Here is a 15,525-nt window from a genome sequence, read left to right on the forward strand (position 1 = left end):
ATAACGATTATAGTGTTGTTAATCACAAAACGTAAACCTTCATAGTAAATTGTAAAGTATTAAAAATGTGAATAAGTGTTGGCTAATTTAAAGTTGTATTTTCTTTTAATTATCTATTTTGCGTTAAAGAATCAATGCTTAAAAACCTACACATATATCGCTCTTCTGCGGGCTCTGGAAAAACCTATTCTTTAGTGCGTAACTTCATTGCTATGTCATTATTAGGTAATGAAGAACATTTTAATCCTCGCTATTTCAGACACATATTAGCCATAACGTTTACAAATAAAGCTGCTTCTGAAATGAAGGAAAGGGTGTTGTCTTTTATTTCTGATTTATCAAAGGCTAAGGGCTTGGGCAATAGCAATTCTTTTTTTGCTCATATACAAGAAGATACTGGTCTTACAGATAATGAAATACAAGAACGCTCACAACAAATACTGACTTGCATCTTGCATAACTATACTGACTTATCCATTTCAACTATTGATAAGTTTGTTTTTAAGATAGTAAGGACTTTTGCTCACGATTTGCAGATGGCACAAGCCTTTGATGTAGAGATGGATCAAGAGCAACTCATACAGCCAGCGGTTTCTTTTTTAATCAGTCGTATTGGAACAAACAAAGAATTATCCAACGCCTTAGTGTCATTTGCGTTGACTAAAGCCGACGAAGGAAAGAGTTATAATCTAGAAAGTGCCTTAGAAGAATTTTCTAAACATTTATTCATTGAGAAATCAGAAAAGTTTGTGGAATCATTGTCTAGTACTAGTATTAGCGATTGTTTAGAAGTAAAAGATGAAATTAGTAGAGAGATACACGATTTTGAGTCTGTTCTTTTGAGCAAGAGGAACGAATTTTTATCCTTTTGTAAAGACAACTCTTTAGAAGCTTCGCATTTTACTAGTAAGTATTTTTATAATTATTTCGATAATTTTAAAAAGCGTTCTGCTGATAAATTTTTTCCTACTCCAAGTGTCAAAAAGAATATAGATAAGGGGGTTTGGTATGCTAAAACTATAGATGAGGATAAGAAGGTTATCATTGACCAAAACATTCATGTTTTAACCAAGCTTTTCGATGAGGTACAGCAGCATTTAAAAAAGCATTTCAACTCTTATATTTTTAATAAACTACTTTATAATAATATCTTTTCTATTGCAGTATTGAATGAGATATCCAAGGAGTTAGAGCAATTTAAAGAAGAAAATAATATTAAGCATATTTCAGAATTTAATAGTGCTATTGCGGAAATCATCAGAAAAGAACCAGCACCTTTTATTTATGAGCGTTTAGGAGAGCGTTATCATCATTTTTTGATAGACGAGTTTCAAGATACTTCAGTGATGCAATGGCATAATCTATTACCCTTAGTTCATAATTCTTTGTCAGAAGGCCATCAGAACCTCATTGTAGGCGATGCTAAGCAATCTATTTATCGATGGAGAGGCGGAGAGGTAGAACAATTTATACAATTGCCACAGTCTATATTTCAAGGTGAGCTTTTGCCCAATACAGATGAAATAAGCCAAAGTATTATAAACGCTAGTGAAGAAAAGTTTTTGAACGATAACTGGCGAAGCGATAAAGAAATTGTAAAATTCAACAATCAGTTTTTTGGCAAGTTAAAAGGTGTAGTAAGTGAAGATTTGCAAAAGATATACCAAGGAAATGAGCAAAACCCTAAGGGGAATGATGGTGGTTATATCCATATAGACACACTGTCTAAGTCAACAGATTTTAAGCAAGAGGTTATGGACAAAATTGTTGCACAAATAGATGTCTTAACATCTAAAGGATATGATCTCAAGGACATGGCTATTTTGTGCCGTACCACCAAAGAAAGTAGGGAAGCAGCAGAAGCTCTTAATACAAACGGAATAGACGTATTATCTGATGAAGCTTTATTGATTAACGCCTCTAAAGATGTCAGTTTCTTATTAGCAATACTTTCCTTTTTGCACCATACTAAGGATAAGGTAGCTATTACTCAAATAACTACTTATCTCTACCATAGAGATGGTCAAGAGTACGATATTCATTCACTCCTAAATGCAATCGGTAAAGGAGATTATTTAGCTTTTTATAATTACATCAACTATTTGGGCATTGAATTTTACCCTCAACGTTTATGGGAGTTGCCTATTTATGATTTAGTAGAGCGTATAATTTATGTTTTTGAATTATCATCAACCGATGTTTATATTCAATACTTTTTAGATGTAGTACATAAATTCTCTATCAAAAACAGTAACAGCGTTACAGCCTTTTTAGAATGGTGGGAAAAGAATAATCACAAAGAGGGGATAATCGTTCCCGAAGATATGGACGCTGTGAAAGTTATGACTGTTCACAAATCAAAAGGGCTAGAATTTCCGATTGTATTCATACCTTTTAATTGGAAAATAGGTAAGCCTAGCAAACAATTTTGGGTAGATGCTAAGGGAAAGATAAAAAAGATGAAGGTGGCTTTATTAAACAATAGTAAGCACTTAGAACATTCGGAATATGCTGGAATTCAGAAGGAAGAACAACAAAAAGCTCTCCTAGACGATTTGAATGTTTTGTATGTTGCTATGACACGCCCTAAGCATCAATTATACATATTCACTGAAAAGCATAAAGATTTAAAGAAAATTAATTCGTTGAGCAAACTCATTGGTCATTATTTTGAAGATTACCAAGGGGATTTTCCTATTAAGATAGGGCAACTGACAAATAAGAAGTTTAAACCCAAAGAAGAAGAACAGGCCTTGGAGTTAGATTACACTTCAACTTCCAATTGGAGAGATGTTATTCACTTGAAGAACAATTCCAATCAGCTGTGGGATATTGATCTCGATAGACAAAAATGGGGAAGTCTTTTGCATGAGGCTTTGTCCAAAATCTATTTCATAGATGATAAAGAACAGGTCGTTGATAATTTAGAAAGAAACGGATTGCTTTCACAAGAAATGAAACTGAAGTTGAGGTCTAGGATAGAAGAATTGCTCAATGACGAGCAGATAAAGCCTTTTTTCTCTTCTGAATGGGAAGTCAAAACCGAGCAAGAGATCTTACAGAAAAGTGGAGATTCTTATATTCCAGATCGACTGTTGATTAAAGGAAAAGAAGTGCAGGTTATCGATTATAAAACAGGCTCTACTTCTCAAAAAAACAAACATAAAGAGCAAATAGACAATTATTCTAACTTATTGAAAATGATGGGCTTCAAAAAAGTATCTAAATTTATTATTTATACTGAACAAACCGAAAAAATAGTGTCATGGTAAAGCCTTTTTTACAAGAATTAGCCAGTCAGATGATTGCCAAAGGCAATATGGAAAAGCTGACTATAGTTTTGCCATCTAAACGTTCTATAGTATTCTTAAAGCATTATTTGGCACAAGAGATAGAACAACCTGTTTGGTTGCCTCGCATCTATTCCATTGAAGATTTTATCACTGAATTATCAGGCTTGAATACTTTGGATAATTTGAGCTTACAGTTCAGGCTTTATGATGTTTTTGATACCAATAGACCCGAAGATAACGACGATACTTTTGAGCAATTTCTAAAATGGAGTCAAACCGTTTTGTATGACTTTAATGAAATGGATCGCTACTTGGTTGATCCTAAGCGTTTACTCACCAATCTAAGAGATATAAAGGAGTTAGAGCAATGGAGTTTGAACAGTGCCGAGCTTACACCATTTCAAGAAAAATACGTAACATTCTTTGGGTATTTGTACGAGTGGTATGAAGTATTTACGCAATCTTTGAAAGCAGATAATTTAGCTTATCAGGGTTTGGTTTATCGACATGCGGCCGAGCAGATAATCGATATAAAGCACGATTTTGATGAGGTTTGGTTTGTGGGGTTGAATGCCCTTACTACCGCAGAAAATCAGATTATCAATCATTTTGTTAATCATAAAAATGCACGTTTGATATGGGATGCCGATAGCTATTATGTCAATAATGATAAACACGAGGCTGGTTTATTCTTGCGACAACATTTTAAACTATGGGGCACTCAGAAATTGAGTCGCTTTTATGAGGATGAAAAGCATATTGAAGTGATAGGTTGTGCCAAAAATGTAGGGCAGACCAGGGCGGCTGGTCAGCTTTTAGAAACATTAGGCAGTAGTAACGATACAGCCATTGTCCTTGCTGATGAAAATTTATTATTTCCTGTTTTGAACAATTTGCCCCAATCAGTAGATGCATTCAATATTACAATGGGTGCACCCATCAGCAGTACTCCATTATTTAGTTTGGTAGATATCCTTTTTCAAACTCATCTCAGGAAGATTCAATACGGACAAAACAAATACCATGCTCAGGATTTGATTAAGCTATTCCGTCACCCTTATTTTAGTCGAATGTTCAATCCTGACTTTTTGGGTAAGATACAATCCTTTTTACGTCATAAAAAAGTGATTTTTGTTTCGACTACTGCTATTAAAAAATCGCTAGATAACCCACAAGAATGGGACGTCTTGGGTGCACTTTTGGGTGACTGGTCAGATCCTAAACTAGCTATTCATTCTGTAAAACAGCTTTTAGATGCTTTAAAGCATAGGCTTTTAAACGAGAAAGCTAGTGTAGAATCGGAAATATTGTTTGCGTTTTATAAATCGATACAAGTACTAGAAAATCATCTCTTGGATTTCAAATCCGAAATGGATTTAAAGACGCTTAGAGCTATTTTCTTCCAGATTATAGGTAAAGAGTCAATAGCCTTTATGGGAGAGCCTCTAAACGGCTTACAGATGATGGGTGTGTTAGAGTCACGAACGCTTGATTTTAAAAATCTCATTATGCTAAGCGTTAATGAGGAAAAGCTACCAGCAGGTAAATCGGTCAATTCCTTCATTCCATATATCTTAAAAAAGTATTTTAAGATGCCTACCCATGAAGAAAGGGATGCTATTTTTGCTTATCACTTTTACAGACTACTCCAACGTTCCGAACGTATTTACCTTTTGTACAACACCCAAAACGACGAGTTTGGTAGTGGAGAAAGAAGCCGATTCATCACTCAACTCTTAAACGAATACCAAGCAGGTACTATTCAACAACGCATACTGCATTCAGAAGTTACAGCGCTAACCGAAGTACAGCCTTTGGAAATTCCTAAATCTAAAGAGGTTCAAGACTTGATACTACAATGGGCCTCCAAACGAGTGTCGCCAACGGCACTTTCTACTTTTGTGAATTGTAAACTGCAGTTTTATTTCAAATACATTGCTAAAATACGGGTTGAAAATGATTTGGTAGAATTTATGGAGGCTAACGATTTTGGTTCTATTATTCATGACGCTCTATTTCAGGCTTATTTGCCCCATTTAGATTTCGAATTGACAAGAGAAAAGTTAGATAGTATAGAGCAAGATACATTGGATTTCATTGCTGAAGGTTTTGAAAAAGAAGTGGGACAACGCATGCACCAAGGGAAAAACCATTTGATTTGGCAAGTAGCTAAGCGTTTGACAAGTAATTATTTTGATAAAGAAAGGCAATGCGTTCAGGATAGTGACGAAGCTTTGAAAGTATTAGAAGTTGAACGTTCGTTAGAACATCAGCTTGAAGTAGATGGTGTTCAATTTAATGTTTTTGGTAATGTAGATAGGGTAGATGTAATAGGTGATGCTGTTCGTATTGTCGATTATAAATCGGGCAAGGTAGAGCAAAAAGATTTGACTTTTAAGGACTTTTCAGAATTGATAACTGATTCTAAAAAAGCCAAAGCCTTTCAACTAATGACCTACGCTTATTTGTATGCCAAGAGTAATCTGCAAGAAGATATTTCTTTCACTGTTGGCAATTATTCTTTTAGGAATTTGGAAAATGGACTAATACTTGTGAAGCAAGATAAAACCCCATTGAAAATCAACGCACTAGTCGTTCAAGAATTTGAAAAACAATTACAACTGCTTTTATCTACTGTTCTTGATGAAGATACCGAATTTACTCCGACTAAAGATATAGATGCCTGTCAATGGTGTGATTTCAAAAAAGTGTGTGGAAGGTAGTCGATTGACTTTTTCAATCAATTTTTAAGATCATCATTAATTACGCATAAATCTTTTATGAACTGTTGTTTATCTTTTGGTAAGATAATTTGGTAGGATATTTTTTCATGTTTAGGTTTATTCATTAGTTTATAAATTCCTTAAAGAGGTGCTAATGACTTTTCTAATACAAAAGGTGTGAAATGTAAAAAATAGGGGCAATTCATAGCTTAATGCTTTAAGTTTTACAAATGTAAGAATAATAAATTACTCTTTAAAAAGAAGAGGAGCAACGTCAGAATGATAATCTACAATAAGGTGTTGTAGTCCTATTTCTATTGCATTTTGAGTGTTGTATTTATCAATACCATAAACGATTTTTCTTTCTAATAAGTTCTCTTTTTTTAGGAAATCGATATGCGATTCGTCAACCTCAGAATAGAAACTTGCTAAATAGTTAGGTTCAACGGCTTGTGGTATAAGGTAGTAGGTCCATTCCTTACCCTTGTTGAACCCCTCTAATACGGTTTTGATCTTGGGGTTGTGGTATTTTAAATAGGCCAGAAATAAGATGTTAGCATCGGCAACCAATACATTATCATAGGTTTGATATTTATTTAATAAAGCGATTAAGCTATCTGCTATGCTTTTGTTGGTTGATTTTATATCCAGATAAATATGATCAAATTGTGACGATTCTTTTAATAGCTCTTCCAATGACAATGTTTTTTGTGTAGTAGCTTTCGAATTATGAATGATGTTATGTTTTTGTATATCTGACCATTTTAGCTCATTGATATTTTTTTCAATACCTAAAAGTCGATTGGCATTTTTGTCGTGAAAAATAAGCAGTTTGTGGTCTTTGCTCATTTGAACATCTGTTTCAATAGATTTAAACCCTAAAACTTTGGATTGTTCAAAGCTATCCCATGAGTTTTCGGCTAAATGTGGCAGCCCTCTGTGAGCAAAAATCATTTTATTTTTTGAAGTAGTATCGTGTATATTGTCTTTCTTGCCGAATTTCACAAAGGAAATCAATAACAAGACGGCGCAAATAAAAAGCACACTTTTTAAAACTAACTTCATTATGAATCGTGTTAAAGGAAGATGCAATTTACATCAATCTTCTCTAATAAAAGGTCTGAGAATAAAAAACCCACTCTATTGCTAGAGTGGGTTTGCAGCCCCTAGGAGAATCGAACTCCTGTTTCCAGGATGAAAACCTGGCGTCCTAACCACTAGACGAAGGGGCCAGTGTGTTAGTCCTTAAAAAAGGCGAGTGCAAATATAATATCTTTTGTATTTCTACAAAGAAGTTGCATAAAAAAAAGAAATTATTTTTCGTTTCTGAATTTGAAACCTAGTTTTTTAGCTGTTTTAAGCTTCATATTCTGGCTCATTTCCTTGATTTGGTGCAGACTTACTACTTGCACATCTTTGTATGGAGGAGTAATAAGCTCAAAGTCCATAGCATGAAGCATCAGCTCTTGAACGATATTTTTTAAAGTGTCTTTGTTGAGTGTATCGTTTTGGAAATCATTATGTAAAAAACTCATTCTTCCATTGCCGTCAGTAAAAAAATGTTTGTCTTTATTGATAAATACCCTCCCTATTAAATAGCCTAAATCATTGACTCTGTTGTATTTGAAACTGTCACTCAAGAAATTGTAAACATTAATAACTCCGCAATAAGCCCTGTATTCGTCTTCTTTGACATAGCTGCTGTTCCATATTTGGTGGCTTTTGTCAAAAGAAAAGGTATTGCTGTGCATGTGAAAGATTAGTATGTCGCCAGAAAATTTAAACTCTATTTCAAACTCGCCTTTGTCGGTGTGTTTGATTTCTACGTGCTTATCAACAGGAGATACTTCTTGATTTAACTCCTCTGATAATTCGCTAATTACTTCTTTAAGTAAATCAAAAAATGATTTGCAAACTCTGTAAACTTCTTGTTTAGCAGCAGCTTTTTGAGTGAGTTTGTTTATTATTTTTTCTGATGAATCCATTAGTATGCTTTAGCAAATATTACTTTTTGTGTAGAAGGTTGTTTACTGTAAATACATTGCCCTTCTTCTTTTTTATTGTTCAAAGGAATACAGCGAATGGTAGCTTTAGTTTCTTCTTTTATTTTTTGTTCTGTTTCGTCAGTACCATCCCAGTGGGCGTAAACAAAGCCAGCATCTTTACCAATAAGTTCCTTAAAATGTTCCCAATCTGTAGCATGATGGGTATTGTCATCTCTATATGTTTGAGCTTTCAATAATAAGGTTTCTTGAATCTTCTCCAACAAATTATCTACCTTATTGCTTAGATCATCAATACTAACGGTTTCTTTTTCTAAAGTATCACGTCTAGCTAGTTCTACGGTTCCATTTTCTAAATCTCTAGGTCCAATGGCTATACGTAATGGCACTCCTTTGAATTCGTATTCAGCAAATTTCCACCCTGGCTTATGAGTATCTCTATTGTCGTATTTGATAGATATGCCAATTTTCTCTAAATCTTTTTTAATCTGTTGTGCCTTTTCACTAATCTGATTGAGTTGTTCTTCTCCTTTGTAAATTGGGACTATAACCACTTGGTAAGGCGCTAGCTTTGGTGGTAATACTAGACCATGATCGTCAGAATGTGTCATCACTAAGGCTCCCATCAATCGAGTGGAAACGCCCCACGAGGTAGCCCAAACGTGTTCTTGTTTTCCTTCCTTGCTGGTAAACTTCACGTCAAATGCTTTAGCAAAATTTTGACCTAAGAAGTGAGAAGTACCTGCTTGTAAAGCTTTGCCGTCTTGCATAAGAGCTTCAATACAATAGGTTTCCAAAGCACCAGCAAAACGTTCGTTAGCACTTTTCAAACCTTTAATTACAGGCATAGCCATAAAGTCTTCCGCAAAGCGAGCATAAACCTCAATCATTTGTTCGGTTTCGTCAATAGCTTCTTGCTTAGTAGCATGAGCAGTATGTCCTTCTTGCCAAAGGAATTCTGCCGTTCTCAAAAACAAACGTGTTCTCATTTCCCAACGTACTACATTGGCCCACTGGTTTACAAGAATTGGCAAATCTCGGTATGATTCTATCCATCCTTTGTATGTATCCCAAATGATAGTTTCTGAAGTTGGACGAACGATTAATTCTTCTTCCAGCTTGGCATCAGGATCTACCACAACACCTTTTCCGTCCTCGCTGTTTTTTAGTCTATAATGAGTGACAACCGCACATTCTTTGGCAAAGCCTTCCACGTGTTCGGCTTCTTTACTCAAATATGACTTGGGTATAAATAAGGGGAAATAAGCATTAGAGTGTCCTGTTTCTTTAAACATTCTATCCAACTCTTGCTGCATCTTTTCCCAAATAGCAAACCCATAGGGCTTGATAACCATACAGCCTCTAACACCAGAGTTTTCAGCTAAGTCAGCCTTCACCACTAATTCATTATACCATTTTGAATAATCTTCTGCTCTGGACGTAAAATTCTTTGCCATTTTTTAATTTGAAAGTTTGTTTGTAATTTTACACATAATAATGCGTTATCTATAAAGCTAAGCAAAATTAAACTTTTTGATGAATTGCCTAAAGATAATCCGTATCATTTAAATTATACCATTATGAAAACCATTCAGCTACTTTTGTTATCCATTGTTTTGATTCTTTCTTCTTGTATTACTATCGAGACAACTTCTTCGGGTTTTAAGGATGAAATCTATTACACTGCAAATCAATATGCTGAAGTAGCACAGAAAGAAGAGCAAGAGCAACAAGCTTATTTGCAAGAAGACGAACCGCAAGAGCAAGAAAATGAAGAAAACTATTATGATGAATATTCTTCTGACGATTATTATGACTACGGTTATTCTGCTCGTTTAAGACGTTTTCATGGTCCTACATTTGGTTTTGGATATTACAATAACTACTACACCAATTCTTTTTGGTATTCAGGTTATCCCTCGCATTGTGGGGTAAGTATCTATTATGGTTATAACTTTTGGAATCCGTATTATCATGACCCTTTTTACAGCTTTTATGCTTACGGTTCATACCATTACAACCCTTTTTACTATAACCATTTCCATCATCATCATTATGGACACCATAACGATATCTACGCCTACAATTCATATCCTAGCTACTACAATTCTTACGATAATAACAGTGTTTATTATGGGCCTAGAGAAAATAACAAAAACAAAACGCCAGAAACTTTTGCAAATCGCTATATAAGTGAGGTAAAAAATAGAGCTCCTTTACAAGCTAGTAAAGTCAATGATTTTGATAAAAAGCCTAACTATACGGTTCAACCTTCTAATGTATTTAATAACAAAAGACCGACATCAACTGATCAAATCAATTCAAATTTAGATAATAAGGTTAACCCCAATTATAGTATATCTAAAAACCCTAATTATTCTAAGCCTGCTAATAGTAAACCTTCCGGTAATTCTACTTTTAGTAAGCCATCGACTAATAAAAAACCTAGTAATTATTCCAAGCCTTCTTATTCAAAACCAATTAAAGAAAAGAAGCCTAACGATTATAATAAACCTAGACCCACCAGAACATATTCTAAACCTTCGTCAAACCCTTCACCTCGAAATTCCTCCCCAAGTAGAGGAGGATCTAATAGAAGTAGAAGCCCAAGATAAACACACATTATGAGAAAGAATCTATTAAACTTAGTAGCAGTATTTGCAATTTTATCTTCCGTAGCTCAAACCCATGAAGACGCTTTGTTGTTTTCTGAAAACGCAGTTGTTGGTACTGCTCGTTCTGCGGCTATCTCCAATGCCTTTGGTGCTTTAGGTGCTGATATGTCAACATTGAGTAGTAACCCTGCCGGTTTAGGCGTTTATCAATCTTACGATTTTGCTTTTTCAATTAACTTTGGGGGTGTGGATATGGCTTCTTATTATTTAGGAAATAAAATCACGAATGGTTCAGGTAACTTTAATATCCCTTCCGTTGGTTTGGTTACTCCTATGAAGTCTAGTCCAACATCGGATTGGAGAAGAACTAATCTTGGATTTGCTTACAACACGACCAAGATTTTTAAGTCCAATACAATTCAAAGTGCCTATAATGCTAATTCTTCCTTAGTGGATGTGTTTTACTCTTTTGCAGATGGGTATATGCTAGATGATTTAGATCCATTTTTTGAATTAGGAGCGTTCGATACAGATTTGATTGATTTGCAAGTAGATTCCAATGGTTGGATTGACGATGGAAACTATTTTAGAGAGGTACAGACTGGTCAAGACCAATTTAAGCAAACCCACACTTTTGGTTCTATGGGCGAGTTTGCTATAAGCTATGCGGGTTCGTATATGGAAAAGTTATATATAGGAGCAACGCTGGGCCTTACCTCAATTGATTACACTAAAAAATCAAGATATAACGAAAGAAATTTTGCCGATACTGCTTCCAGCGTTGAATATTTTGATATGTATGAAAATCAATTCACTACTGGAGGTGGTATTAACCTTAAATTAGGTGCTATCTATAGAGCAAGCGATAATCTTAGGTTGGGTGTTGCTTGGCATTCACCGACTCTAAACGAATTGCACGACGAATGGGAAATGGTCCTTAGAACTCAGCATAAAGACGACAGCACCTACTCATACACTTATACATCGCCATATGGTGTTTATGATTATACCATTACAACACCAATGAAAGTGATAGGGTCGGCGGCTTTAATACTTGATAATATCGTGTTAAGTGCAGATTTAGAGTATGTCGATTATTCTACCATGAAAATAGATGGGGATGATTTTGATTACTTCAATAATCAACAAAACATTATAGACGCTAATTACACATCTGTTGTTAATGGTCGTTTTGGTGCTGAACTTAATTTATCTCCTTTTGTTCTTCGTGCCGGATATGCTCAGGTAAAAAATCCTTACTCAGAAACATCTAACCTCAATACTTATAGAGATGAGCGTAAATCTTACTCTTTTGGTTTAGGTAAAAGAAATCAGTTTAGTTATATCGATTTGGCTTATGTTTTTTCAGAATATTCTAATTCTGAATCTTTGTACAACACCTATTTTGAACCCGCTCATAGAGTAACAAAAACAGCATACAACTTCATCTTTACAATGGGTTGGAAGTTTTAGTTCAAGCGATTTAGTCCAGCTTTAGCCTTTTGCTCAATACCTTGTTCGTATTGATGATCTTCCATTTCAATGCAAATATTGAAGTAGCGTTTAGCCTCATCTAAATTATTATCCATTTCATATAAAAGTCCTATTTGTAAGGCCGATTTTGCGGCAAAATAGAGTGGATCATCTTTACCTGCCAAAACCGTTTTTTTATAATATTTAATAGCCACATCATTTTTGTTCATCTGCTCCATACATCTACCGTATCTGTAAAAATACTCAAGGTTGTTTTTGGAGTTCTCAAAGAACTTGTTTGAGTTAATTTTTTCTAACTCTTCCACTGCTAAAGTTGAATAGCCACCATCAAAAAGTAATCGAGCTTTAAGAAGATTAACATGTGGTGCTTTAGAATTGCTATAATAGGATTGAGCCTCTCTATCTGCGTCCACTTGCTTACCGTTTAAACTATTAATTCTGTTTTTATAAAGGCTATATTTTTCTTTATCGCCCTTAATGTGGTAATGCCAACTCATTCTCATTAAAGCAGATTTTTTATAATTATTCCCTTTGAAATTATCGAGGTAATTTTTAAAATGAATTACACACTCATCGTCCATCTTATTCTGCTTGTTAATGCCTAGTAAATAATCCAAGTAATGAAAAGGGTAGTAGTCCTTGTTTATTATTCTGTTTTCAAGAATTTGAATGGCTAAATCGTTTTCGCCTAATTTACTAGCTATTCTACTTGAGGCAAATTTGAGCAAGAGGTAGTCGCTGTCTTTTAGTTCGGTAAGAAGATTTTCTAGATCTTTTCTATTGTTATCTAAATTCATTTTGAGAAAAGCATACAGGAAATAAGTTTCTTCAAGCATTATACGATAATCTTTATCCACTTTCATCTCTTTTATGGATTCAGCCATCAAGTTTAAGCCCGTTTTTATATTGCCTTCCATTCCTATTATGGACAATATCCAGCTGTACTGTTCAGGCACACTGCCAATAAGAGTATATAGTAGTCCTAAGCTTTTTTTGTTGGGAATAAAATCAGGATAAAGTTTATTGTTTTCTTGGATCAGTCTATAGGCCTTATTGATTTCAAAGGCAGCAGTAAAATATTCTCCAAATTTTAACCTGTTAGCTGCCCATTGAAGGTTTATCTCAGCTTGGCTGTACAAATACCATGGTGATTTAGATTTGTCATTTTCAACAATTTCTATTCTCTTCTCTTTATTTTTTTTCAATATATCAAAATCAGTCTTTTCTTCCCCGACTTGTATTTTTAAATAGTCAGAGTAATTTTCTATTAAATAGGCTAAGGTATTGTTAGGGTTTTCATTTTTCTCTTTTTCTAATAACAATTGAGCTTTGTCAAATTTGAGTTGTATCGTAAGTGTATATGCCTCCCTACAATTTTCATTCCATAAAAAGTCGGCAAAAGAACTTTTTGAAAATAACATTATGGAGAGTATGATTAGAAAATAACGCATAAAAAAAGGGATTCTAATGATTTAGAATCCCTACAAATTTAAATTAAAATATTAAGCTTCTTTAGGTTCGAACATTTGAGAATCAATAAGAATTCTACCACAATGTTCACAAACAATAATTTTTTTGTGAGCTTTAATATCTAGTTGTCTTTGTGGTGGTATTTTACTAAAACAACCTCCACAAGCATCTCTTTCTACAGAAACTACTGCTAATCCGTTCCTAGAGTTCTTACGAATCCTTTTATATGCAGATAAAAGTCTATCATCTACAACCTTTTCCGCTTGCTCTGACTTTTTAAGAAGTGATTTTTCTTCTTTTTCAGTTTCAGAAACAATATTGTCTAATTCTTTCTTCTTTTCTTCGAAGATTTCTTTTCTCTCATTGAACTGTTCAGTAGCGGTAGCTTTTGTTTGGTTTAAAAACTCGACCTTAGCAAGGTTATCATTGATTTTTTTGTTTGCTAATTCGATTTCTAGATTTTGGAATTCAATTTCTTTGCTTAAAGAATCGTATTCTCTATTATTCTTTATGCTACCAAGTTGCTTGTTATATTTTTTAACTAGCTCTTCAGCTTCTTTGATACCTAATTTTCTTGATGAAACAAATTTTTCTTTGTCTTCAAGGTCTGCATCAATTTTTCCGATACGAGTTTCTAATCCTTTAAGATCATCTTCTAAATCTTGAACTTCCAAAGGCAATTCCCCTCTTACAGTTCTAATTTTATCAATCTCAGAATCGATAGACTGTAATTGGTGTAAAGCATTCAGCTTGTCTTCTATTGAAAATTCTTGTTTTGCAGCTTTCTTTTTTGCCATTATTACATATAGTTGATAGGGTTCGTATTTATGCTTGATAAATGGGTGGCAAACTTAGTAAATTTTTTGTTAAGAATTCCACATATTAACTCTTTAGTAAATTGTTCACTTTCATAATGCCCAATATCAGCAATAATAATATCGTTTTCAGCATCAAAAAATTGATGATATTTAAAATCTGCTGTTATAAAAATATCAGCTTTTATTCTCTTAGCATCATCTAATAAAAATGATCCTGATCCGCCGCATACAGCAACGGTTTTGATGAAGTCTTTATGAATATCAGTGTATCTGATACAGTCCGTTTGCATTACTTTTTTTAAATGTAGGAGAAAATCATTCGTTTTCATTGGTTCATTTAATTCGCCATAAAGTCCAGACCCTATGTTTTGGTGTACATTTTCCAAATGGTAAATCTCGTAGGCTACTTCTTCGTAGGGATGTGCTTCAAATAGTGTGTTTAGAATCAAACTCTTCAAATAAGAGGGTACAACCATCTCAATTTTTTCTTCTTTTTCTTTATGCAAACTATGTTTTTTGCCAATTGTAGGTTGGCTATCTTCGTTGCCCATAAAAGTGCCTTGACCTTCGGTTGTGAAGCTACAATGACTATAATTGCCAATGTTTCCCGCTCCAGCTTCCCAAAGTTTCTCTTTAACATTTTCTGCTTCAGAAATAGGGCAGTAGAAGCTTAATTTTTTGACGTAATCCTTTTTGGGTCTGAGGATTTTGGAATTTAAAATTCCAATTTTTTGGGCGATAGCTTCATTTACACCATTTTTAACATTATCTAAGTTGGTGTGAATTGCATAAATGGCAATATCATTTTTTATAGCCTTGATGATAGTGCGTTCAATATAAGTTTTGCCATTAAAAGATTTAAGACCACTAAAGACAATAGGGTGGTGTGCAATAATCAGATTACATGATTTTTTTATAGCTTCATCAACTACTTCTTCGGTGCAATCTAAGCAAACTAAAGCGCTCGATGTTTCCCAATTTTTATCACCTGTAATTAATCCAGAATTATCATAGTCTTCTTGAAGTTGAAGAGGTGCATATTGTTCTAGATGTTTGATTATTTCATTTATTTTCATAAATCCAAAAATAGTATTTAATAATTTATATAT

General features: G+C 34.1%; 10 protein-coding genes and 1 tRNA gene. 4 read left to right on the plus strand and 7 right to left on the minus strand.

Going from position 1 to position 15,525, the window contains the following annotated elements; genetic code table 11:
• Nucleotides 1-134: 134 nt before the first annotated feature.
• Together P8I29_06820 and P8I29_06825 are read left to right on the plus strand one after the other, a co-directional pair.
• Nucleotides 135-3,272, plus strand: a complete 3,138-nt coding sequence (locus P8I29_06820) for a UvrD-helicase domain-containing protein (GenBank protein ID MDG1917504.1) — start codon at nucleotides 135-137, stop codon at nucleotides 3,270-3,272.
• Complete coding sequence (locus P8I29_06825; GenBank protein ID MDG1917505.1) at nucleotides 3,266-6,016, plus strand: PD-(D/E)XK nuclease family protein; 2,751 nt, start codon at nucleotides 3,266-3,268, stop codon at nucleotides 6,014-6,016. Before P8I29_06820 ends, P8I29_06825 begins: the two co-directional genes overlap by 7 nt.
• A 246-nt stretch (nucleotides 6,017-6,262) precedes the next feature.
• Here P8I29_06825 and P8I29_06830 read toward each other — a convergent pair whose 3' ends face one another.
• The 4 genes from P8I29_06830 to proS all read right to left on the minus strand — a co-directional run bounded on the left by P8I29_06830 (nucleotide 6,263) and on the right by proS (nucleotide 9,476).
• A complete protein-coding gene (locus P8I29_06830; GenBank protein ID MDG1917506.1) occupies nucleotides 6,263-7,081 on the minus strand; it encodes a glycerophosphodiester phosphodiesterase in 819 nt (272 codons plus the stop codon).
• Between the two features lie 95 nt (nucleotides 7,082-7,176).
• Nucleotides 7,177-7,248 (minus strand) — tRNA-Glu (locus P8I29_06835).
• A gap of 81 nt (nucleotides 7,249-7,329) precedes the next feature.
• Nucleotides 7,330-8,001 carry a hypothetical protein gene (locus P8I29_06840; protein MDG1917507.1) on the minus strand — a complete coding sequence of 224 codons (672 nt, stop codon included), beginning with the start codon at nucleotides 7,999-8,001 and terminating at the stop codon, nucleotides 7,330-7,332.
• Nucleotides 8,001-9,476 carry a proline--tRNA ligase gene (gene proS / locus P8I29_06845; GenBank protein ID MDG1917508.1) on the minus strand — a complete coding sequence of 492 codons (1,476 nt, stop codon included), beginning with the start codon at nucleotides 9,474-9,476 and terminating at the stop codon, nucleotides 8,001-8,003. Before proS ends, P8I29_06840 begins: the two co-directional genes overlap by 1 nt.
• Nucleotides 9,477-9,599: 123 nt before the next feature.
• Here proS and P8I29_06850 point away from each other — a divergent pair, with 123 nt between their 5' ends.
• Together P8I29_06850 and P8I29_06855 are read left to right on the plus strand one after the other, a co-directional pair.
• A complete protein-coding gene (locus P8I29_06850; protein ID MDG1917509.1) occupies nucleotides 9,600-10,634 on the plus strand; it encodes a hypothetical protein in 1,035 nt (344 codons plus the stop codon).
• A gap of 9 nt (nucleotides 10,635-10,643) precedes the next feature.
• Nucleotides 10,644-12,107, plus strand: a complete 1,464-nt coding sequence (locus P8I29_06855; protein MDG1917510.1) for a hypothetical protein — start codon at nucleotides 10,644-10,646, stop codon at nucleotides 12,105-12,107.
• Here P8I29_06855 and P8I29_06860 read toward each other — a convergent pair.
• The 3 genes from P8I29_06860 to P8I29_06870 are packed head-to-tail and all read right to left on the minus strand — an operon-like array spanning nucleotide 12,104 to nucleotide 15,492.
• A complete protein-coding gene (locus P8I29_06860) occupies nucleotides 12,104-13,579 on the minus strand; it encodes a hypothetical protein (GenBank protein ID MDG1917511.1) in 1,476 nt (491 codons plus the stop codon). The two genes, P8I29_06855 and P8I29_06860, sit on opposite strands and share 4 nt — an antisense overlap.
• A 51-nt stretch (nucleotides 13,580-13,630) precedes the next feature.
• Entirely contained in the window at nucleotides 13,631-14,395 is a 765-nt protein-coding gene (locus P8I29_06865; GenBank protein MDG1917512.1) for a C4-type zinc ribbon domain-containing protein, read from the minus strand.
• Nucleotides 14,396-14,397: 2 nt separating this feature from the next.
• The gene (locus P8I29_06870; protein MDG1917513.1) at nucleotides 14,398-15,492 is read right to left on the minus strand and encodes a Nif3-like dinuclear metal center hexameric protein; all 1,095 of its coding nucleotides are present in this window, start codon (nucleotides 15,490-15,492) and stop codon (nucleotides 14,398-14,400) included.
• Between the last annotated feature and the right edge of the window lie 33 nt (nucleotides 15,493-15,525).

The organism is Flavobacteriales bacterium, from assembly GCA_029248105.1.
Classification (GTDB): Bacteria; Bacteroidota; Bacteroidia; order Flavobacteriales; family UBA7312; genus UBA8444.